Here is a 21,931-nt window from a genome sequence, read left to right as displayed (position 1 = left end):
TAAAATTGTACCAAAATCAATACTTTCAAATCTTTTTTAGACGAACTCTCTTATTTAAGGCAAAACTTGTTTTTTTAACTTTCTTTAAAATTCATAAATCAATAAAAAGTTCTATTTTTGAATATCTTCCAATACATTATCATTGAACTAAATCACAATACAATTGAAAACTCCGAAAAAATCCCACTGGAAAAAAGCTTTTATAGTTCTTGCGCTCGTTGCAGGAATAACAAATGAAATGCAGGCACAAAATCAAATAATCCCGATTTGGAATAAAATACCGGATCAAATTAAAGCTCCGGATTACAAGGAAAACCAAAGTATCAAAGACGGAAAAGTGCAAAGCACAAGTTTAGTTTCAATTCCTACTTTGAGTATTTTTTTGCCAAAGGAAAACAAACCCAATCAAGCGGCAGTTCTTATTTTTCCCGGCGGTGGATATCAGCATTTGGCTATTGACAAAGAAGGTACTAAAGTTGCTGAATGGCTTAATACTTTAGGAATCGCTGCTTTTGTGGTAAAATACAGATTGCCAAGTGATAAAATAATGAAAAACAAAAGTGTTGGACCGCTACAGGATGCTCAGGAAGCGTTGCGTTACGTGAGACAAAATGCTATAAAATATAATATTGATCCTACCAGAATTGGAATTATGGGCTTTTCTGCCGGCGGACATTTAGCCTCGACTTTAGCGACGCATTATGATGATAAAGTTTATGATACAAGTTCTAAAGTAAGTGCGCGTCCGGATTTTGCACTTTTAATTTATCCTGTAATATCAATGGTTGAAAATATTACGCACAAAGGTTCACAAACCAGCTTAATAGGTGATCATGCTTCTCAGGATGTTCTGGACTATTTTTCGAATGAAAAAAGAGTAACAGCTCAAACTCCTCCCACTTTTTTAGTACATGCCAGCGACGATCAGACCGTTATGCCAGAAAACAGTATTAATTATTATTTGGCTTTGAAAAATAACGGAGTTCCTGCTGAATTGCATATCTATGAAAAAGGCGGACACGGTTTTGGACTAGGTGTAAAAGATACTAGCAAATTCTGGACAAGAGACTGTGAAGAATGGCTTAAAACCCGCGGATACAGCAATCAAAATTAAAGTAACACAAAAGGCGAAACTCATAAAGTTTCGCCTTTCTAACTAACATCAAAAAGTACAAAAACGGATTCTCAGTCCGTTATACTGACAATTCTTTCTCTAACACTTGCTTAGGTTTAGCGATGGGAATTGCTTTTGCCGCAACCTTTGGAGATGAAACAGTTTTTTTGCCAAATTTCTGTTTTCCCCACCAAATTAAAAATCCCGTAATGGGTAAACTTGCCGAAATCAGACTGGCAAAAAAAGCAATAATTTTTCCGGTAAGTCCAAGGACAGCGCCCACATGAATATCATAATTCATCCTGCGAATTTTATCCGGAATATTGGCTTCGATATATTTTCCTGAAAAAGGAGTTTTTATCGATATTTCTTTTAAGATTTGCTGATCAAAACTATAGCGATCCATATTATAATAGGTGTTCTTTTGTTTGTAAACAAATGCGCCAATAGGGTCAGCTGGCTTTTCAGGAATACTAATCATAATTCCTGCAGCCTGAGGATTTTCTTTTGCTATGTTTTTTAAAACCCTGTCAACTGTAGACAATTCAAATGTTTTGACGTGCGTTGTATCAGATTTTGGAGATTCTCTATTTTCAACTAATGGTTTTCCGCCGGAAGTAACCCAATATAAGGATTTACTCCACCAGCCAAAACTCCATACCAAGCCGGTTACAGCAATAAAGAACAGAAAAATACAACTGTAAAACCCCAGCACATTATGCAAATCATAATTGACACGTTTAAAACTGGCATCTGTTTTTATTTTGAAACTTTTATTAATAATTGACTTAATCCATTTGGTTGGCCACCAAAGTACTATACCTGAAATCAATAGAATAACAAAAATTATAACCGCCACACCTACAATGGGCCTGCCAATATCATAAGGCAGCCATAAGGCACGATGACCATTTAAGATCCATCTGAAAAAATCCGGGGAATCTGTTCTTGAAACTGATTTTATATTAAGAATCTCACCTGTATAAGGATTCATATATATACTGGTAAAAACACCACTTCTTCTCTTTTTGGGTTTTTCTTCTTTTCCTTTTCCCTTTGCTTTTCCTTTTTCTAATGTTTTTCCTTTCTCGCTATCGTTTTTAGCAATTCCTTCTTTTTTCCCTTTTCCTTCTTTGTCTTTTCCTTCTTCTTTCTTTTGGATAAAGTATCCCACAATGGCGGCATCCTCTTTTTCTCCAAAAGTTACACTGGTTGCATGTTTTCCTTTCATTGCTTTATCTGCAATTGTAACCAACTGGGAGGGCAATAAAAAAGCTTTTTCCTTAGGTTCGACAAAACGCCAGTCTTCAATAAAATCTTTAATTTCATTTTCAAAAACATAAATACAGCCCGTAATACTAACAATGACGACGATAATACCAGAAGCCAGTCCGAGCCATAAATGCAGCCAGGCCATAACACGCTTGAAAAGCGATTTTTTACTTTTTTTCTTATTTGAACTTGATTTTGATTTTGAAAAAGAAAACATATTTAATAACGTATAAGGATAAATAAAAAAACCGCAAGCCCCGAAAGGCCTACGGTTCAAAAAAAACCAATTTTAATATTTTAACTTCGCAATTGCAGTAATCTGACCACCTTCGACTTTCATACCTTTAGTAGCAACCGCAGTTGAACCATTAATAGTATAAATCCAGTTTCCTTCAGGTGTATTAATACCAATTACAGCAGAATTTCCGTCTTCTGTAGTAATATTATAACGACTTGTAGCCGAAGTTAATGTTGCGGGAACATTCGTTACCCATGTAAATGTTTGGTTGTAAACATCTGCAATAGCCAATTTAGCTGCTCCGTTGTTTTTACCCACATTACCGTACATCAACAATAAAAATTTACCTTTTGAGATATAACTTGTAGCTGAGATTTTGTACCCTCCTGATTTTTCCTGTACATTAAAAAAGTATGACTGATCAAATTCTGTAGTTCCTTTTTTAATTTTAATAATTGCAGATGGCTTTTTAGAAACCAAAACTGAATTACTTGTTGCGATTGCTCCTGAGAATCCATACGCATCACCGTTTTCATCCTGAAACAATCCATTTGTAAAATAAGCACCTAAATAACTTGTACGGTTATCTTTGATTACTTTTTCTAATTTAAGCTCCGGATAGTTGTAAACAGCCACCCAGGTACTATCCGGATTTACAGTTCCAAAATTATCAACTCCATCTCCTTTGATACTCATATACGGCATATATACTTTATCTCCAACCTGAGTCGCCCAGGTATAAAAAGCTCTTTCTCCGTTTTTTGCTAATTTTTTAGTGTCGTGTTGCGCTTCACCGGTAATTAATGATTTTTCAGCATCAATTTTATACATTGAAGCAATCGAAGCATCACCACTTCTTGGAACTTTTATTGTTAAGATATCTTTGTTTACTGCTGCAAATACCTGTACGGTTTCAGCCTGGAAATTCGATTTTTTCACCAATTTTCCTTCTGTATTCAGATTATAAGTAGTTACTGCACCAGGGTTTCCTTGTCCGTAAAGTAAGCTAAAGAATTTATTTTGATTGGTAATATAATAACGGTACGAACCGTCTTGCTCTAATCCGTTTCCTGTTGTTGTAATAGATCCTGTAGAAATATCATCAGCCGTCAGTAAATAATCTGCAATTCCTGCTGCTCCTGTAGTAGCAGTAATAATGTATTTTGTTTTACCTGTATCTCCTCCTCCACCTGGTTCGCCTGCAGATTTGTCAGAATCACTGCTGCACGAGAATGATGTAAAAGCCACTACAGCCGATAATATCGCTAATTTGCCCATTTTTTTCATAATAGTTTATTGTTTGAATTATTAAATTTATTTATTTGATTTGGTGAAAAAATACCTGAATTTTATATTAAAAGCACGACTTGGTTTTTGCAGCGAAAAGTTGTCATACAGCTTGTTGTCTAAGACATTTTTGCACTCGAATGCGATATTGTATTTACCATCTGCAAAGGTGTAAACCGCATTTAAATCATGATTAAATTGTTGTGGTATATCAAGTTTACCATCCTTGGTACCGCGGCTTGGCCATGATAAATAATAGTCGTGTACATACAAAAAGTTGTAGCCAATAGATAAATTATTACCTTTTTTTATACAATCATAAAAAAATACTGAAGCATCCAGATTGCCAAAAAGAAAAGGAATATTAGGCACTCTGTCTTTGTACCATAACGACACAAAATTTTCGTTTGGTTCGTATTTCGTCATATTACGAAGATTTTGATACGTCATATTCATCCCCGCAGTAAATCTATTTCGGTATGAATATCTCACTTCACCATCTATACCATAATTTGTAACTCCTTTTTGGTTCACATTGGTTACCATTGTTTGATTCAGATTCAATTCAGGACGAATAAAATCAGTTGCATCCCGATACAAAAGATTTACATCGAATGTCATCGCATTGACTTTCTTAAAACTAGTCTGATAACTGAATCCAAGATTAAAATTGTTACTTGTTTCCGGCTCAAGTCCAATATTCCCCGCTATATTATTATTTACGTTTCCAAATAATTCTTCAGGAGTTGGCAATCTGTAGCTTTTTTCAAAAGACCCCTTTAACTGCAGATTATGTTTTAAGTAATAACTGCTGGCGGCACCATATCCAACCAGATTTTTGTTGTTAACATGTTCTCTGTACGCAATATCACCAGTTGTACCGGAAGGGTTGTAACTTTCTGAATAAGTACTTTTTAAAGAGTAATTTTTGATAAATACAGATGTGCTCCATTTCTCATTGTAGTCAAATTTGTAACCTGCGCCCAAAACATTTTTTTGTGTTTTTTTCGGTTGCTTATATACTAATGATTCCGGAACCAACTCATCGCTTTCTTTACGATCAAAAGTATTAAACGTGTTATTTAGCATAAAAGAATGTCTTAGTCCTAAAGCATACGTAAAATTTGCTGTGGCTATACCATTATTATTTTTGAATTTACGCAGCGTACGGCTACGTTCACCACCTAATCCTACGAGTTCTCTGTAATCTCCAAACCAGTTATACCTTCTATAAACGGTATCGACATTCTGTTCTTCACCAAAATTAAAATTACCCGTAACGTTAACATTTAGCCCTTTTGTAAATAAATCTTTTACCTGATACTTTACTGTTGGCATTAAGATATTTCCTGTGCTGTACACTTTTCCAAAGACACTCGTCATTCGGGCTCCAGTTTGAATATCGGCTTTGTTTTCTCCGGCTGTAAAACCAAATAATAATTTATCAGCGTATTTTTTACCTGTTATTCCAATATTAAAAATCACCGTCTCGTTGCGATAACTATCATGAAACCTTCTCACACGGGCATTTGGAAAATATTCGCCTGTGTACAAATCGGCCGCTTCAACATTTACCCAATAATTATTATCTGAATAATTCTGAAACGCGTTAATTTCAGTAGTAAAACCACTTTTTGCCGTATATCCCGCATTGATAGTCGTACGATGTGTATTGAATGATCCAAAAGAGTACGAAGCATCCAGATAAGTGCGGGGTTTAGAATTTGTTACAATATTAACCGCACCTCCAAGAGCATCTCCGCCTAACCAGATAGGCACAACACCTTTGTAAACTTCTATTCTGTCAGCAAGATTAATTGGAATATTATTCAATTGAAAAGACGAACCAAAATTATCCATAGGCACACCATCAATAAAAAACTTTACCTGATTACCTGAAAAACCATTAATAGAAAGCTCAGATTTAGAACCTACACCACCCGATTCACGAACCCGAACACCGGAAACCCTGTCTAATGCATGCGACAAATCGAGAGTAGAATTGTGGAGCTTTTTTGCATCAATCGCCGTAACGCTATAAGCTTGTTTGTTTACTTTATCTGTTTGCGAACGGCCTAACACTGTTACAGATTCTAATTGATTCAATTCACTCTGTAACTGAACAGAAAAACTGACATTACTGGCTAAAACTTCAATGTGTTTTTTTTGAGTTGAGAAACCAATTGCCTTAATTTTTAAAACATGTTTTCCCGGCTTTACATTTTTGAAAATAAACTTTCCGTTTTCATCAGAAATAATGCTTAAGTCAGTTTTTTCTATATTAATTGTGGCATAAGGAATTGTTTGCCCTGAATTTTCTGTTACCTCTCCACTTACTGAAACTCCCAGTTTTTGCTGGGAAGACGATAGGATTGTAAAGAAAAAAAATATACTAAAAAATAAAAATTTGTGAGTTGTCATATCTTTAATTAGACTAATTATAAATAACTTTGACGCAAAAGTACCATCAACAACTCTAAAAAAGATAGGGAAAAACGGATTATTATTTTGTAAAAACGGATTATATTTTGAAGATCAAATCGAAAATTTCAGGACACGAAAACTCAATTATTCAAATTGAAATTGGTGGCACTCATTATCCGAAAAATTATTTAACGGAAGAGAATGTCTACATAAAAAACAACGATTCAGAAGAAATTAAAAGCCATCATTTGATTACAGACGGAATGGTTTTACTGGATACACAAATGCTTTTTTCGACCCCACAAACTATCATTTTTGAAATTGACGAAGAATCAGTTGTCATGAATTTTATCTGCTGCAATAATGTCGAAACTCATATTGATCAATTAGAAACCGAAAAATATTCAAAAAAGAATACCCATAATATATTTTACGCTACAAAATATAAGGCAACTTTTAAAATACCTGCTTTCGAACAAACTAACCATTTCTCAATCATCCTATCAAAAGATTTTTACTACAAGATTATCAACGAAGACTGGGAACTTCATGAGAAATTTTCAAAAAATATCTTGCTTAAAAAATCCAGTTATCTGACCTCAAAATACATTCCGTTTACGCCAGCGATACAATGGGTAATTCACGAAATAAAGAATTGTAATCGTCAGGGCGCATTAAAAAAAATGTATTTGGAAACCAAAATCAAGGAACTGCTGATACATCAACTTGAAAAAATCATAACCATACCGGTACAAAAAGATCAAATTGATGAAGACGATTATAATAAATTACTGAAAGCGAAACATATATTGGATAAAGATTATGTTCATGCACCTACATTAACAGAGCTTTCAAGAACGATTTCGCTAAATGAATTTAAGCTAAAAAAAGGATTTAAAGCTTGTTTTGGAACTACTGTAAAAAGCTATATTATTAAACTCCGAATGGAACATGCCAAAGAACTATTTCAGAATAAGGCTTCGACCGTTAGCGACGTAGCATATAAATGCGGCTATAAAGATGTGTCACATTTTTCGGCAGCTTTTAAAAATTTCTATGGTTTTTCTCCCCAGAAATTCAAAATCAATTGGGACTTTATTCATATCTGGATTACCGGAATTCTAATATTCACCCAATAAAAAAAGGGTCTTTAGACTTTGTTACAAAATAACGTTATCTAAAAACCCTGTAAAATTAGACTTTTGTATGCTTGCAAACTTATACAAAGCCATCCATCATCAAATGGATATGTCAAATTTCATTGCAAAAAAAAAAAATGTTTCTCCAAAAACAGTTAACCTGTAGTATCTGTAATGTTGTTTAAAAAGGCAAAAAACATCACCTATATCGATTTCTACGCGACAAAATTACAAGCTACTTTAAAGAAAACATTACGGCTTTCCTCATTCATGCAAAATATTTTTATCCAAAAAACGCTAACACACTAATTCTCTGAGGTTATCGTTTATTTATCTCTAAAAAAAAATATCTCTTAAAAACACTTTTTTCAAGAAATTGCTAAAAACCTTACTTTCTGAATTGCTTAAATATTCAAATTAAAAACTCAGAAACTCTATTTCTTATCCTGGATTAAGTCCAAACTATTATTTTACTTCTAAATTTGCAAATAAAATATTGATTATGAAAACATATGAATTCTTAATACTCGGAAAAAACCAACCGATCCTGGAAATTTTACTACGACTGGTAAACGCTTACGAAAACTGGAATGCAATAGGTTTCAATGACGAAAAAACAGCTCAGACATATTTCTTAAACAACAAAATTGATATTGTTTTATTAAGTTCTGCGATAGAAGAACAAGTCGAAAAAGATTTTACATCGTTTTGCATCAAACACCAACCTGAAGTAGAAGTAATTGAACATTTTGGCGGAGGAAGCGGATTACTTAAATCAGAAATAGAACACAGATTGTATTTAAAGGGAAAACTTTAGGTTTCCTTATTTTTAAAGTATCGATCATAGGTTTTCATTTTAAAATTTAAATTTGCATAAAATCCAATCTTAAATGGAAAAGAAATATTCAGTTGTTATTCATCCTTCAGAAGAAATTATACAAATTATCAAAACCATGAAAGAAGGTTTGGCTTCCAGAATTGGTTGGTTCAACAGCAAAAATTCAGTAGCTCACATTACAATTTGCGAATTTAAAATTGATGATTCTCAAATCGATAAATTCAAACAAAAGCTGGGTAAAATCGCTGATACGTTTACTCCTTTTCAGGTACATTCAGATCATTTCGATTCTTATCCAAATGGTGCATTCTTCATCGGTCCTGACGAAAACTCTAAACAACTGAAATCTATCATGAAAAAAATTCAGGATACACTCCTGATATCTGGTAAAGACAGAAGCAGCGATCCACATATTTCTATTGCAAGAAAACTTAGTCCTGAAAATATTGCAATTGCAAACGAATTATTTACCACAATTGATGTTCGCTTTTTGTGCGATCATATAATATTACGAGAATTAGAACCTAAAAAGCAATATTTCGTAATAGATAGTTTTTCTTTTGGCAGTAATCCACAACCGGAATTAATTCAGGGAAGTTTGTTTTGATGGGGTTGCCGCAAAGGCACTAAGACACAAAGTTTATTTATTAAATACTGCTATCTTGGGATCCTTCGCTCCTCAGGATGACAAAAATGAACAAAAAAATCAGCTTAAATCCGTTTAAATCTGCTAAATCTGCGTGCTAAAAAACATAAAATTCTAAAAGCTTTGTCTTCAAGCAGCTTTGCGAACTCTTTGCGTTTACTAAGCGCAAACTAAAAAATTGCGGCCTTTGCGGTTAAATAAACACAAAGCAAAGCAACCTGAAACTTCAAACTAAAAAAACAATCTTTTAATTTTCGTATATTTGAATTTTACAATTCACTCTTATGAAATCACTAGATTCATTCTACCAGGATATTACCGAAGGCTCTTCTGTAGAACCAAGCTCATTATTACCCAACGACATTAAAAAAGAAATTGGTCATTTTAATGTTTTTGATATTAAAGAACTTTTGGAAAGAATGCAGGGAAAACCCGGGATGCCATATGATCGACGTGCTTACTACAAAATCAGTTTGATAAAAGGTAAAAATCGAGCTGAATATGCCGATAAAATAATCGAAATCAACAAACAGGGGCTTTTATTTGCTACACCAAAAATTCCTTATAATTATCTTCCGCAAGACACCAATCAATCCGGACAATTTTGTGTTTTTACAAGTGAGTTTTTATCCAAAAACAAAAGCGGAATTGACTTAGATGAACTTCCTATTTTTGCATCAGACGGATATCCTATTTTTCAGCTTACGGATGAAGAAGTTGCCGAAGTGGAATTGATTTTCAACAAAATACAAAAAGAAATTAATTCTGATTATATTTATAAATATGATTTAATCCGAAATTATGTGGCGGAGTTAATTCACTTTGGGCAAAAATTGCAGCCTATAACCGCTTTGTATTCCAAACATAATTCGGCAGCAAGAGTTTCCTCTTTATTTGCTGAATTACTGGAAAGACAATTCCCAATAGAATCACCAAATCAACGATTAGAACTGAGAACAGCCAAAGATTTCGCCGAACGATTATCCGTTCATGTGAATCATTTAAATAAAGTTTTAAAAGAAAACACCGGAAAAACCACCACTGAACTCATCAGCAGCAGATTAACCAATGAAGCAAAAGTACTCCTAAAACAAACCGATTGGAATATCTCTGAAATCGCATTTTCATTGGGTTTCGAGGAACTGGCGCATTTTTCTAACTTCTTTAAAAAACAAACAACCTATACGCCTTTAGCATTCAGGAATTGATTATAGAATATAGATTATAGAATATAGATCATAGAATATAGATCATAGAATATAGATCATAGAATATAGATTTTGGAGAACTTTGTCAAAGTTTTAAACTTTGACAAAGTTGAACACCAAGTTTTGGAATTTGGAATTTATTTTTTAGAATTTATTTTTAGATTTATTTTCTTCCCTTGGTTTGAATTTCGCAAACATCGATTTGATATTTACAATTCCCTAAGCCTACTTCGGTCCTACCTTTGTCCTATCAATTTAAAAGAACGAAAAAGATGAACTTATCAAATAACAAAATTCTAATAACAGGTGGCGCAAGTGGTATTGGACTTGGCTTAACCGAAAGATTTATTCAGGAAAACAACACTGTAATTATTTGCGGCAGACGAGAGTCTGTTTTAAATGAAGTAAAGGCAAAATTCCCAGCCGTAATTACAAAAGCATGTGACTTAGCAATCGAATCTGAGCGTATAGCGCTTTACGAATGGATTGCAGAAAATCATCCTGATTTGAATGTTTTAATTAACAACGCAGGAATCCAGAAATGGGTGTCGGTTACGGATGCTGATTTCTATGAAAGTGCTAAAACAGAACTTGCTACCAATATTGAAGCTCCGTTACATTTAACGTCACTTTTTATTCAGCTAAAATCGCTTACGACCGTAATGAATGTGACTTCTGGATTGGCACTTTCGCCTTTCGCAAAAGTTCCGGTTTATTCAGCTACTAAAGCATTTTTCCGTTCGTTTACAATTTCACTTCGTCATATATTGAAATCAAAAAACATTGAAGTGATCGAAATTATTCCTCCGGCACTAAATACAGATTTGGGAGCTCCTGGTTTGCATGACGCACATCCAAGCGTAAGTGATTTTATCATCTCTATTTTTGAGCAATTGAAAGAAGGAAAAGATGAACTTACTTTTGGAACCAGTGCAACAAGAATAAACGCAAGTGTTCCGGAATTAAAAGCTTCATTTAACGCATTGCATTCTAATTAATTTGATGGAACATAATTTAATTAAACACATAGAAACATAGCTTTTAGCAACTTTAAAAAAGGCATTTCATTTATTTAAATTCACATAGCTATGTGTTAGAAACTAGTTTCTTTTACAATCTTTTTAACTCAAAATAAAATCTATGTTTCTATGTGTTTAATTTTTTTCTCGCAGATTTAAAAGATCAAGAAGATTTTATAATCTATTTAATCCTTTAATCTGTGGCATACATTTTTAATTCTCAATTTTTAATTCAATAATAAATAAAATTTAAAACATATATAAAATGGCAGTAAATACAAAAATAGCTCTTGTTACCGGTGGTAGCAGAGGTTTAGGAAAAAATATGGCAATCGCGATTGCAAAAAAAGGAATCGACGTTATCATTACGTACAACAGCAAAAAAGACGAAGCTGATGCTGTGGTAAAAGAAATTGAAGGTTTAGGACAAAAAGCAGCTTCATTACAATTGAATGTGGCGGATTCAGGAACTTTTGATGGCTTTTTTAATCAAGTTTCAGAGGCTTTAAGAAGTACTTTCCAAACAGATAAATTCGACTTTTTAGTAAATAATGCGGGAATAGGAATCCATAATTCATTTGTTGGAACAACTGAGGCTGAATTTGATCAATTGACTAATATTCAGTTCAAAGGTCCATTTTTCTTAACTCAAAAAGCGTTGATCTTCTTAAATGACGGTGGCGGAATTGTGAATATTTCTACAGGTCTGGCTCGTTTTTCATTTCCTGGTTATGCTGCTTATGCCGCTATGAAAGGTGCTATTGAAACTCTGACAAGATATCAGGCAAAAGAATTAGGCGCAAGAAAAATTAGAGTAAACGTAGTTGCTCCTGGTGCTATAGAAACAGATTTTGGCGGCGGGGTTGTTCGTGATAATGAACAAATGAACCAACAAATAGCATCTGTAACAGCTTTAGGAAGAGTTGGTTTACCTGATGATATTGGCGGCGTCGTTGCTTTTTTATGTACCGAAGATGCGAGATGGGTAAATGCACAGCGTATTGAAGTTTCAGGCGGAATGATGCTTTAATTAATTGTGAATTATTAATTGTTGATTGTTAATTAATCATAGTGTTAAACCCGACAGGTTTTTGAAACCTGTCGGGTTTGCTCATAATACTTAATATCCTAAAAAACAAAATCCGACAGATTGTAAAATCTGTCGGATTTGTCATTTAGAAATATATTGAGTTAGTAAGTATTCTGGTTTAATCTTTTTCGACAATCACGTCAAAACCTCCATTTTTATCAAACACGACATCATAGAATTTCGAGTCTTTTTGTATTTCTACTTCATATGTTGTTTTATTTTTATCATCTACCACAACTGCAATTTCTTTAATGGCTTTGGCAGGATAATTTTTCTTTAAGTATGCCTGAGCTTTTGCAGGAAGTTTACTCAGCGCAATCTGAGATTCAAAGGCTTTTAAAACACCCAAATTATCATAAACTGCTAATGCTTCGCTAGTCGCATTGGTTTTGAATTTGGCTTCGTAACGAATTTCATCATCATCGTCGCCAACATACTTCATTGTCCAGGTGGGCGTTTTGCCGGGATATTCTTTTTGAAAAGTATATAAAACTTTTTCCGGCGGAGTAACTGCTTTATCCGGAGAAACTCCATTTTGTCCTATTATAAAACTACTGCATAAAAAGATAATAAATAAAAAAAGATTTTTCATGATCCTGAGTTTTAAATTGACATTCGCTAAATAACGTATTAAAATTACTACTTTATTTTGAGAAAAATTAATTTATAAAAGAAATGTTAAAACAAATAGTAACATTATTCGAAATTAACCGTCTTATAACAAACCACAACCACAAAAACCATGAAATTTAGTCTTAAGAATTTCGAAAGTTCACCACAAAATTATGCTCGTATTGCAGGAATGCTATATCTCATAATTATCATCATGGGATTCTTTGCAGAGACTTTTGTTCGAAATAAACTGTTTGTTTCAGGTGATGCTGCTGCAACAGCAAATAATATTATACATTCTCAATTTTTATGGAAAATAGGGATTACGGCTGATCTGATTATGCAAATTTGCGATTTGCCTGTAATGATCCTGCTTTATTACCTTTTAAAACCGGTAAGCAGGAAACTGGCCTTAATTAATTTGTCATTCAATTTGATACAAACAGCCGTTTTGGCTGCTAATAAATTAAATCTCTTAGCCGCATTATTCTTTCTGGGCGACGCTGATTATCTAAAATCATTTACTCCGGATCAATTGCATACTTTATCGTATCTGTCGATCAAACTGCATGATTTTGGATTTGGGGTTGGATTAATCTTTTTTGGGTTTGTTTGTCTTATTGAAGGATATTTAATTTTTAAATCAGGATACTTTCCAAAGATAATTGGCGTTTTAATGACAATAGCAGGGATCTGTTATCTGTTCAATAGTTTTGCCTTAATTCTTGTTCCGCAGCTTTCCGGCATAATTTTGTTAATGCCATGTCTGATTGCAGAATTAACATTAAGTTTATGGCTGATTTTCAAAGGAGTAAATCTACCCGTCTGGAAACAAAAATGCATATAATATATATTAAATAAAACTCAACCAGAATCTAAAAAGCCTGTAAGAAAAACATCATCACAGGCTTTATTTGAAATAATTTGAATTAGTAAGCAATCTTATTTCGAGTTTTATTTTTTTATCCGGTCGGATAATTCCCTTTTATAGGTAATCCCGACCGGTAATTTTTCATTTTTAATGACCACAAAATCTTTGTCTGTTGCTTCGATTTTATCCAGCGCTACGATATATGATTTATGAATGCGCATGAAATTTTTCTCAGGTAAACATTTTTCCAATTCGCTTGTTGTAATCGAGGCTAAATAGTTTCTTTTTATTGTGTGCAATTTTACATAATTACCAAAACTCTGCGCAAATAAAAGCTGATCAAGTTCGATATCCATAAAATAACCATCGACTTTTACATTCACAGAATTCACAACTGTTTCTTCTGTTTTTATTTTTGCGCCCTCGGTAGCAAAAAAACGATCAATTGCTTTTAAGAACCTTGGAAAATAAATAGGTTTTAAGAGATAATCTATTACACCATAATCATAACTTTCGAGCGCATATTCAGAATAAGCCGTTGTCAAAATGGTTTTAGGATGTGTTGGAATAATCTTTAGCAATTCCATTCCTGAAATCTCGGGCATATTGATATCGAGAAACATTAAATCAACAGGATTCTCACGAAGATAATCCATTGCCTCGATGCCATTATAGCCCTGAAAAACCAACTCTAATTGTGGATTTTGCTTTATATAATTCGCCAACACATAATGTGCCGCCGGTTCATCATCTACAATTATACATTTTTTGGGTTCTCTCATTCTACAAACTTTTTCAATTGCAACTTCAAATCTACAATATATGTGTTCTTATTACCGTCCTGAATGTCTAATTTATAGTTTTTACCATAGATTAAATTCAAACGTTCTATTGTATTTTTCAATCCAATTTTAGTAGAAACAACATCTGTCTTTTTTGTCGGAATTGAATTGACGACATGCAAATGCAGCAAACCATTTTCTACTGTAATTATAATTCTGACATAACATTTCTCAATCGCACAAGTCCCGTGTTTAAAGGCATTTTCGATAAAAGCAATCAACAGCATCGGCGATACTTTATAGGCATTCTCGTTATCGATTTTACAATCATAAGTAATCTCGCAACGGTATCCTACCCTTTCTTTTTCGAGTTGTACGTAACTGTTTATAAACTCCAGTTCATCTTCAAGAGAAACACATTTCTTATTATTGCTTTCGAGCTGATAACGCATTAATTGCGACACTTTCATGATCAAATCCGGCGTTCTTTCGGGAAACTCCAAACTTATTCCGTAAAGTGTATTAAAGGTATTAAATAAAAAGTGTGGATTCAATTGCCCTTTTAGTGAATTGAGCTGCATTTCGTTGAACAATAAGGTTTCATCTGTTTTTTTTCTGTGAATCCTATAGAATTTAAATACAATTATAGGACTTAAAATACAAACCAGAGTTCCTAAAACACTTGCCAATTGATACGCATAACTTCGTTGATGAGAATTTTGATACAGATGACAATTACTAAACATATCGAGCATTGTAATCTCATATAAAACTACCGAAAAGACAAATACACCAAAAAGAGTTAAAATGATATAAGTTACAGGACGTTGTGTTTTGAATAAAATAGGTAAAAGAAAGAAACGATTGAATTGGGCATGCATGTATAAAACCAGATAGAAAAACACACCCATTAATATGGAAGTAAAAGAACTAAATAACATCCAGTCATTTTTTAACGTATAGATCGTAAATGAAAAGACGACAACGGCTACCTCCTGCCACCATTTGTTGTCTAATATGTTATCAAATTTTTTATTCATTTTTAATACTTAAATAGTTTACAAAGTACGTACAAATAATTAATTATTATTTCCAATAAATGACAAATTCAATTGGTCATTTATTATCGTAGTACATCATTTAACATGACATATATCAGCGCAAGAGAAATATTTTTGTTCTATCAATTTCATATCACTAATTTTATGTACTTCAGAAAAATTACTTTGTTAGTTTTCTTGATTTTTGCCTGTGGTAGTTATGCACAAACCTTGTCTTTAAAAGAAGCAGTAAAAACAGGTTTAGAAAACTACGGTTCGATCAAGGCAAAAAGCAATTACACGAATGCGTCACGCGAGACTCTCAAACAATCCAAGCGTGATTATCTGCCAAACCTTAACTTATCGGCACAACAGGATTACGGAACCATCAATGGCCAGAACGGTGTCATGTATGGTTTTAATGGTTTAGGAACAGCTTCTTCCGGACCCGCATTGCCGGATCAAAACTGGAACTCAGCTTTTGGCGCCTTGTATTTGGTCAACATGAACTGGGATTTTTTCACGTTTGGAAAAATTCAGGAGAAAATCAATTTGGCGAAAGTCGATGTTCAGGCAAAAGAAAAAGATTTGAAACAGGAAGAATTCCAACAGGAAATCAAAATTTCTGCTGCTTACCTGAACTTACTAGCGAGCCAAAGATTATTGATTTCCCAACAAAAGAATTTAAGCCGCGCAGAAGTTTTCAAAAAGACAGCTGTTGCACGGGTTAAAAATGGATTATTGGCCGGAGTCGATTCTACATTGGCTACAGCCGAAGTTTCTAAAGCTAAAATCTCTTTGAACCTGGCTAAAAACTTCGTCAAAGAACAAAATAACAAATTAGTTGATTTGATGGGAGTTGCTCCTCAGGATTTTGTAACGGACACTTTATTTGTAAATGAAATTCCGAAAGAGATTCTTCGAGGAACAGCAACTTCTGATAGTCTGCACCCTTTACTTCAATTTTACAAAACTAAAATTGATTACAGCAATCAACAAATGAAACTTTACAAACGTTTTTATTATCCAACTATGAGCGCATTTGGTGTTTTGCAAACGCGTGCTTCCGGATTTAATAGCGATTATATCACAGATCAAAATTCGTTCAACAGAAATTATTGGGATGGCGTAAATCCGGATCGTACCAATTATTTGGTGGGAATTGGAATTAGCTGGAACCTGACGACGCCTTTTAGAGCAAGCAAACAAGTAAGCGCTCAAAAATATGTTTCGCAAGGTTTACAAGAAGAATATAACCAAGCCGACAGAGAACTAAAATCGCAACTGGCATTGGCCGATGATAAAATAAAAATCACAATCGACAACTTTGCCGAAGCACCAATTCAGGTTGATGCAGCAAAAAGAGCCTATTTGCAAAAATCGACTTTATATAAAAACGGATTAACGGATTTAACGGATATAACCCAAACGCTATATACGCTGAATCGTGCCGAAATCGATCGTGATATCGTCAACAATAATGTGTGGCAATCATTCTTGCTTAAAGTAGCAGCTACTGGCAATTTTGACTTATTTATAAATGAATTTTAATTAGATCCCAATGAATTTAATACGTTTTGCACTCCGCAAACCCATCTCCATATTAGTATTGGTTGCGGGTCTATTTTTCTTCGGAATTGGTGCCATCAAGGACATTAAGGTAGATATCCTGCCAAAAATGAACTTGCCGGTTATCTATATTGCACATCCTTTTGGTGGTTATACACCGGACCAGATGGAAGCTTATTTTGCTAAGACTTATGTCAACATTTTACCGTTTGCCAATGGTGTAAAATCGGTAGAAACCAAGAATATTCAGGGGTTAATGATTATGAAATTAACCTATTATGAAAACACGAATATGGCTCAGGCTGCAGCCGAATTGAGTTCACTTTCGAACAGAATCCAGGCAGCATTTCCTCCGGGAACACAACCGCCGTTTATCATTCGTTTTGATGCTTCGTCTTTGCCAATTGGTCAATTGGTTTTGAGCAGTAAAATCAGGTCAAATAATGAATTACAGGATTTAGCCAACGTTTACGTTCGTGCTTCGTTTACTTCGATTCCCGGTTTATTATCTCCGGCACCCTTTGGCGGAAGCCCAAGAACTATCGAGGTCAATGTTGATCCGGATTTATTGCGTTCGCACAATATGACGCCGGATCAGGTTGTAGAAGCCATTCGTATCAACAACCAGACAGCTCCGTCAGGAAATGTGAGAATTGGTGATAAAAATTACATTACACCAACTAATAATACCATTAAAGAAGTTAAGGATTTCGAGAAAATTCCGTTGTTCAAAGGAAGCGTTCAGAACTTAACTCTTGGCGATGTGGCAACTGTAAAGGATGGTGCCGATATTACTGCAGGTTATGCTTTGGTAAACGGAAAACGTTCGGTTTATATCAGTATTGCAAAAGCAGGAGATGCTTCGACATGGGATGTAGTTCAGAAATTAAAATCAGAATTGCCAAAAATTCAAAGTACACTTCCAGAAGATGTAAAATTATCTTACGAATTTGACCAGTCGGTTTATGTAATCAACTCGGTAAAAAGTTTGATTACCGAGGGTATTATCGGGGCAGTTTTAACCGGATTAATGGTTTTACTTTTCCTTGGAGACAAACGTGCCGCTTTGATCGTAATCTTAACGATCCCAATTTCGATAATATCAGGAGTTTTATTCCTGAAATTATTCGGACAAACGATCAACTTAATGTCTTTAAGCGGATTGGCATTGGCCATTGGAATTTTGGTGGATGAAAGTACGGTAACCATCGAAAATATTCACCAGCATCTCGACATGGGCAAACCCAAGGCACTCGCCATCTGGGATGCGTGTCAGGAAATTGCGTTGCCTAAATTATTGATTTTACTTTGTATTCTGGCGGTTTTTGCTCCGGCATTTACCATGGTCGGAATTCCTGGAGCTTTGTTCCTGCCATTAGCATTGGCAATTGGTTTCTCTATGGTTATTTCGTTTTTATTATCTCAGACTTTTGTTCCCGTAATGGCGAACTGGTTGATGAAAGGACACGAAAAACACGAACACGCACCCGGTATTACAGATGATGAAGCTGAATTTAACGATAGTGGAATTACACCGGAATCTGAGAGAGATTTGATTACTCAGAAAAAAGGTTACGTTGAAAGAGATGATACTAATAATGACGGAAAAATTGGTGCTTTCGAGCGTTTCAGAATCCGATTCATGAAGACTTTAAATAGTTTATTCCCTCATAAAAAAGCGGTTACTTTAATCTACTTAGTCGGAATTACGCTTTTGGCTGTTACCTTTCTTAATTTCATTGGAAAAGATGTTTTCCCGAAAGTAAATTCAAGTCAGTTTCAATTGAGAATGCGTGCTCCTGATGGAACCCGTTTAGAACGTACCGAAGAAAAGGCGATTATTGTTCTGAAAGAATTACAAAAAATGGTTGGCAAAGAGCATATCGGAATTTCATCTGTATATGTAGGACAACACCCGTCGTTATTCTCGATTAACCCGATTTATTTGTTCATGGCAGGTTCGCATGAAGCAGTATTTCAGGTGAGTTTAAAAGAATATCATGTCGATATGGACGACTTTAAAGACGACTTTAGAGCCAGAATAAAAAAAGTGCTTCCCGATGTGAAACTTTCTTTTGAGCCAATCGAATTAACAGATAAAGTTTTGAGCCAGGGATCCCCTACTCCAATCGAAGTTCGTATTGCCGGAAAAGACAAAAAACGAAATGAGTTATACGCCAATCAAATTGTAGAGAAACTTAAAAAGATTGCTTATTTCAGAGACGTACAAATTGGTCAGCCAATTCATTATCCAGCCATGAATATTGATATTGACAGAACTCGTGCTGCTGAATTGGGTGTTGACATGAATGATATTTCAAGATCACTTGTGGCTTCTACCTCATCATCAAGATATACCGAGAAGAATATGTGGGTAGATGAAAGAGCAGGATTATCATACAACGTTCAGGTTCAGGTACCACTAAACCAAATGAAGAGCAAAACTGATATTGGAGAAATTCCAGTATTAAAAAATTCATTACGTCCTGTTTTAAGTGACGTTGCAAAAATTACACCCGGATTTGTAAGTGGTGAAAATGACAATTTAGGGGCTATGCCATACATTACCGTTACAGCCAACATTAGCCAGACCGATTTAGGTACGGCAGTAAAAGATGTGGATGCAACTATCAGTTCGTTGGGAGAATTACCTAGGGGGTTATTCATTACTCCTATCGGAATGAGTAAAGTATTGGTAGAAACATTAAGCAGTTTACAAGTAGGTTTATTGGTTGCCATATTTGTAATCTTCTTAATGTTAGCCGCTAATTTCCAATCGTTCAAAGTTTCCTTGGTAATTTTAACCACAGTTCCAGCGGTAGTTTTGGGAGCATTATTAATGCTTACTATTACAGGTTCTACACTAAACTTACAATCGTATATGGGAATCATTATGTCCGTTGGGGTTTCGATCGCAAATGCCGTTTTATTGGTCACGAATGCTGAACAGCTTCGAAAACGAAACGGAAATGCATTAGAATCAGCACGTGAAGCTGCAGCGTTGCGTCTTCGTCCTATTATCATGACATCTGTTGCGATGATTGCGGGAATGTTGCCTATGGCAATTGGTCATGGCGAAGGTGGCGATCAGGTTTCTCCGTTAGGTAGAGCTGTAATTGGTGGATTATTATTCTCCACTTTTGCAGTATTGCTTATCTTGCCATTGATTTTTGCATGGGCACAAGAAAAAACAACAACACAATCTGTTTCTTTAGATCCTGAGGACGAAGAAAGCATCCATTATATCTCATCATTAAATCCAAAAAATGAAAAATAACATTATACAATCGACCGCATTATTTTTTGTAGCCGTATTTTTTCTAACTAGTTGTAATTCCAAGAAAGAAGAAACTCCTGCTGCAGAAATTGAGCCTAAAACTGAAACGTTTTCTTTAGAAAAAGAAAAACTAACTACAGAATTGCGTTTACCTGCCGAATTAAACGGTTTTCAACAAGTAGACTTGTACGCAAAAGTAAGCAGTTTTGTAAAATTGCTAAAAGTAGATATTGGTACTAAAGTAAAAAAAGGACAACTTTTGATCGTTCTTGAAGCGCCGGAAATCAGTTCTCAACTAGCTGCAGCCGAATCAAGACTAAAATCGATGGAAGCTATTTATGCTACTACAAAAAGCACCTACAACCGTTTGTATGAAACAAGCAAAGTCGAAGGAACTATTTCTAAAAATGATTTAGAAATGGCCAACGGAAAGAAAAACTCTGATTATGCACAATATCAGGCAGCTGTTGCAGCCCATAAAGAAGTGTCGATTATGAGAGGTTATCTTGAAATCCGTGCTCCTTTTGACGGAGTTGTAGCAGCAAGAAATGTGAATTTAGGAACATTTGTTGGTCCTGCAGGAAAAGGTTCAGATTTGCCTTTATTGACCATTCAGGAACAAAGCAAATTGCGTTTAGCAGTTTCTATTCCGGAATTGTACACAGGATATTTACACAATGGCGATGAAATGAGTTTTAATGTAAAATCATTGCCGGAAACTTTCAAAGCGAAGATCACGAGAATGTCCGGAGCATTAGACATGAAACTTCGTTCTGAACGCGTAGAAATGGATGTACACAACACAAAAGGAGATTTATTACCAGGAATGGTAGCCGAAGTTTTGTTACCGCTTAACGCGAAAGACAGTACATTTGTAATTCCAAAATCGGCTTTAGTGAATTCTGCTGAAGGATTGTTTGTGATTAAAGTAGTCAACCACAAAGCAACAAGAGTTGATGTAAAAAAAGGAAGAGAAATCGACGATAAAATTGAAATCTTCGGTGATCTAAACCAAAAAGATAAACTGGTAAAAATTGCCAGCGAAGAAACTAAAGAAGGCGATATCATAAACGAATAAACTTCGTTTAGCTTTCTTATAGTAGTTTACCAAAAACTGTACGCTTCAATGCGGCATTTTAAAATCTAATTTTAGAATGTAGATTAAAATTCACCTTTAGGGCGGTACTTGATATAGTATCGCCCTTTTTTTATGCTTTTTTGTTTTTGCCACAAAGGCGCTAAGTAGCTAAGTTTTTATTCTCATTTTTTATCATACCCTATTGTCATCCTGAGCTTAGTCGAAGGCTTATGAAATTAAAAATGAATCTAGAAATCCCGATAGCTATCAAAAGCAAAGTTTTTTATTCTCATTTTTTGTCATACCATTAAAGAATCAAATTCAATTACAAAAAAAAAGTAGCTGTCTCAAAACTGAGTCAGCTACTTTTTTTTAATTTGTATTTTTATTAAGAATTTTGTAAATTTAATCAGTGTTAAGTAACTGA

The 21,931-nt window shown here is 34.5% G+C and carries 17 protein-coding genes; 11 read left to right on the top strand and 6 right to left on the bottom strand.

Annotation, left to right across the window (positions count from 1 at the left end):
• Nucleotides 1-163: 163 nt before the first annotated feature.
• On the top strand, nucleotides 164-1,114 hold the full coding sequence (locus tag ACQKCJ_RS15435) for an alpha/beta hydrolase (RefSeq protein WP_271336173.1): 951 nt from the start codon (nucleotides 164-166) through the stop codon (nucleotides 1,112-1,114).
• Nucleotides 1,115-1,193: 79 nt separating this feature from the next.
• On the opposite strand, the gene ACQKCJ_RS15430 is transcribed toward ACQKCJ_RS15435, so the two are convergent.
• From ACQKCJ_RS15430 to ACQKCJ_RS15420, 3 genes are all read right to left on the bottom strand, one after another.
• Nucleotides 1,194-2,603, bottom strand: coding sequence for a PepSY-associated TM helix domain-containing protein (locus ACQKCJ_RS15430; RefSeq protein ID WP_427402348.1), 1,410 nt, complete (start codon nucleotides 2,601-2,603; stop codon nucleotides 1,194-1,196).
• Between the two features lie 72 nt (nucleotides 2,604-2,675).
• Nucleotides 2,676-3,911, bottom strand: coding sequence for a DUF4374 domain-containing protein (locus tag ACQKCJ_RS15425; protein WP_271336171.1), 1,236 nt, complete (start codon nucleotides 3,909-3,911; stop codon nucleotides 2,676-2,678).
• A gap of 27 nt (nucleotides 3,912-3,938) precedes the next feature.
• A complete protein-coding gene (locus ACQKCJ_RS15420; RefSeq protein ID WP_427402347.1) occupies nucleotides 3,939-6,332 on the bottom strand; it encodes a TonB-dependent receptor in 2,394 nt (797 codons plus the stop codon).
• Nucleotides 6,333-6,439: 107 nt separating this feature from the next.
• Here ACQKCJ_RS15420 and ACQKCJ_RS15415 point away from each other — a divergent pair, with 107 nt between their 5' ends.
• The 6 genes from ACQKCJ_RS15415 to ACQKCJ_RS15390 all read left to right on the top strand — a co-directional run bounded on the left by ACQKCJ_RS15415 (nucleotide 6,440) and on the right by ACQKCJ_RS15390 (nucleotide 12,215).
• The gene (locus tag ACQKCJ_RS15415) at nucleotides 6,440-7,474 is read left to right on the top strand and encodes a helix-turn-helix domain-containing protein (protein WP_427402346.1); all 1,035 of its coding nucleotides are present in this window, start codon (nucleotides 6,440-6,442) and stop codon (nucleotides 7,472-7,474) included.
• A gap of 502 nt (nucleotides 7,475-7,976) precedes the next feature.
• A complete protein-coding gene (locus ACQKCJ_RS15410; protein WP_427402345.1) occupies nucleotides 7,977-8,291 on the top strand; it encodes a hypothetical protein in 315 nt (104 codons plus the stop codon).
• 73 nt (nucleotides 8,292-8,364) lie between these two features.
• A complete protein-coding gene (locus ACQKCJ_RS15405; RefSeq protein ID WP_427402344.1) occupies nucleotides 8,365-8,919 on the top strand; it encodes a 2'-5' RNA ligase family protein in 555 nt (184 codons plus the stop codon).
• A 323-nt stretch (nucleotides 8,920-9,242) separates the two neighbouring features.
• Complete coding sequence (locus ACQKCJ_RS15400; protein WP_271336166.1) at nucleotides 9,243-10,166, top strand: helix-turn-helix domain-containing protein; 924 nt, start codon at nucleotides 9,243-9,245, stop codon at nucleotides 10,164-10,166.
• A 272-nt stretch (nucleotides 10,167-10,438) separates the two neighbouring features.
• Nucleotides 10,439-11,164 (top strand): SDR family oxidoreductase, encoded by a 726-nt coding sequence (locus tag ACQKCJ_RS15395; protein ID WP_271336165.1) that lies wholly within the window; start codon nucleotides 10,439-10,441, stop codon nucleotides 11,162-11,164.
• Between the two features lie 286 nt (nucleotides 11,165-11,450).
• Nucleotides 11,451-12,215 carry an SDR family oxidoreductase gene (locus ACQKCJ_RS15390; RefSeq protein ID WP_427402343.1) on the top strand — a complete coding sequence of 255 codons (765 nt, stop codon included), beginning with the start codon at nucleotides 11,451-11,453 and terminating at the stop codon, nucleotides 12,213-12,215.
• Nucleotides 12,216-12,393: 178 nt separating this feature from the next.
• Here ACQKCJ_RS15390 and ACQKCJ_RS15385 read toward each other — a convergent pair whose 3' ends face one another.
• Nucleotides 12,394-12,867 carry a PepSY domain-containing protein gene (locus tag ACQKCJ_RS15385; RefSeq protein WP_427402342.1) on the bottom strand — a complete coding sequence of 158 codons (474 nt, stop codon included), beginning with the start codon at nucleotides 12,865-12,867 and terminating at the stop codon, nucleotides 12,394-12,396.
• Between the two features lie 150 nt (nucleotides 12,868-13,017).
• Between ACQKCJ_RS15385 and ACQKCJ_RS15380 the strand changes: the two genes are divergently transcribed.
• Complete coding sequence (locus tag ACQKCJ_RS15380) at nucleotides 13,018-13,734, top strand: DUF4386 domain-containing protein (RefSeq protein WP_271336162.1); 717 nt, start codon at nucleotides 13,018-13,020, stop codon at nucleotides 13,732-13,734.
• A 107-nt stretch (nucleotides 13,735-13,841) separates the two neighbouring features.
• On the opposite strand, the gene ACQKCJ_RS15375 is transcribed toward ACQKCJ_RS15380, so the two are convergent.
• Entirely contained in the window at nucleotides 13,842-14,540 is a 699-nt protein-coding gene (locus ACQKCJ_RS15375; protein WP_427402341.1) for a LytR/AlgR family response regulator transcription factor, read from the bottom strand.
• Complete coding sequence (locus ACQKCJ_RS15370) at nucleotides 14,537-15,580, bottom strand: sensor histidine kinase (protein WP_271336160.1); 1,044 nt, start codon at nucleotides 15,578-15,580, stop codon at nucleotides 14,537-14,539. The genes ACQKCJ_RS15375 and ACQKCJ_RS15370 overlap by 4 nt, the downstream gene beginning before the upstream one ends.
• Nucleotides 15,581-15,745: 165 nt before the next feature.
• Between ACQKCJ_RS15370 and ACQKCJ_RS15365 the strand changes: the two genes are divergently transcribed.
• Genes ACQKCJ_RS15365 through ACQKCJ_RS15355 form a run of 3 tightly spaced genes read left to right on the top strand, consistent with a single transcriptional unit; the run spans nucleotide 15,746 to nucleotide 21,504 of the window.
• A complete protein-coding gene (locus ACQKCJ_RS15365) occupies nucleotides 15,746-17,131 on the top strand; it encodes a TolC family protein (protein ID WP_427402340.1) in 1,386 nt (461 codons plus the stop codon).
• A 10-nt stretch (nucleotides 17,132-17,141) separates the two neighbouring features.
• Nucleotides 17,142-20,426 carry an efflux RND transporter permease subunit gene (locus ACQKCJ_RS15360; protein WP_427402339.1) on the top strand — a complete coding sequence of 1,095 codons (3,285 nt, stop codon included), beginning with the start codon at nucleotides 17,142-17,144 and terminating at the stop codon, nucleotides 20,424-20,426.
• Complete coding sequence (locus tag ACQKCJ_RS15355) at nucleotides 20,416-21,504, top strand: efflux RND transporter periplasmic adaptor subunit (protein ID WP_427402338.1); 1,089 nt, start codon at nucleotides 20,416-20,418, stop codon at nucleotides 21,502-21,504. The genes ACQKCJ_RS15360 and ACQKCJ_RS15355 overlap by 11 nt, the downstream gene beginning before the upstream one ends.
• Nucleotides 21,505-21,931: the final 427 nt, after the last annotated feature.

Origin of the sequence: Flavobacterium sp. NPDC079362 (genome assembly GCF_050267765.1) — a bacterium.
GTDB lineage: Bacteria > Bacteroidota > Bacteroidia > Flavobacteriales > Flavobacteriaceae > Flavobacterium > Flavobacterium azizsancarii.
The sequence above is the reverse complement of the archived record's forward strand: the minus strand, read 5'-3'. Positions and strand labels throughout refer to the sequence as shown.

What these genes read in the sequence shown, in the direction of transcription:
- ACQKCJ_RS15420 (WP_427402347.1), bottom strand. Translation starts at nt 6,332, where the DNA reads ATGACAACTCACAAATTTTTATTTTTTAGTATATTTTTTTTCTTTACA.
- ACQKCJ_RS15365 (WP_427402340.1), top strand. Translation starts at nt 15,746, where the DNA reads ATGTACTTCAGAAAAATTACTTTGTTAGTTTTCTTGATTTTTGCCTGT.
- ACQKCJ_RS15380 (WP_271336162.1), top strand. Translation starts at nt 13,018, where the DNA reads ATGAAATTTAGTCTTAAGAATTTCGAAAGTTCACCACAAAATTATGCT.
- ACQKCJ_RS15360 (WP_427402339.1), top strand. Translation starts at nt 17,142, where the DNA reads ATGAATTTAATACGTTTTGCACTCCGCAAACCCATCTCCATATTAGTA.
- ACQKCJ_RS15390 (WP_427402343.1), top strand. Translation starts at nt 11,451, where the DNA reads ATGGCAGTAAATACAAAAATAGCTCTTGTTACCGGTGGTAGCAGAGGT.
- ACQKCJ_RS15375 (WP_427402341.1), bottom strand. Translation starts at nt 14,540, where the DNA reads ATGAGAGAACCCAAAAAATGTATAATTGTAGATGATGAACCGGCGGCA.
- ACQKCJ_RS15395 (WP_271336165.1), top strand. Translation starts at nt 10,439, where the DNA reads ATGAACTTATCAAATAACAAAATTCTAATAACAGGTGGCGCAAGTGGT.
- ACQKCJ_RS15355 (WP_427402338.1), top strand. Translation starts at nt 20,416, where the DNA reads ATGAAAAATAACATTATACAATCGACCGCATTATTTTTTGTAGCCGTA.
- ACQKCJ_RS15430 (WP_427402348.1), bottom strand. Translation starts at nt 2,603, where the DNA reads ATGTTTTCTTTTTCAAAATCAAAATCAAGTTCAAATAAGAAAAAAAGT.
- ACQKCJ_RS15400 (WP_271336166.1), top strand. Translation starts at nt 9,243, where the DNA reads ATGAAATCACTAGATTCATTCTACCAGGATATTACCGAAGGCTCTTCT.
- ACQKCJ_RS15405 (WP_427402344.1), top strand. Translation starts at nt 8,365, where the DNA reads ATGGAAAAGAAATATTCAGTTGTTATTCATCCTTCAGAAGAAATTATA.
- ACQKCJ_RS15385 (WP_427402342.1), bottom strand. Translation starts at nt 12,867, where the DNA reads ATGAAAAATCTTTTTTTATTTATTATCTTTTTATGCAGTAGTTTTATA.
- ACQKCJ_RS15425 (WP_271336171.1), bottom strand. Translation starts at nt 3,911, where the DNA reads ATGAAAAAAATGGGCAAATTAGCGATATTATCGGCTGTAGTGGCTTTT.
- ACQKCJ_RS15410 (WP_427402345.1), top strand. Translation starts at nt 7,977, where the DNA reads ATGAAAACATATGAATTCTTAATACTCGGAAAAAACCAACCGATCCTG.
- ACQKCJ_RS15370 (WP_271336160.1), bottom strand. Translation starts at nt 15,580, where the DNA reads ATGAATAAAAAATTTGATAACATATTAGACAACAAATGGTGGCAGGAG.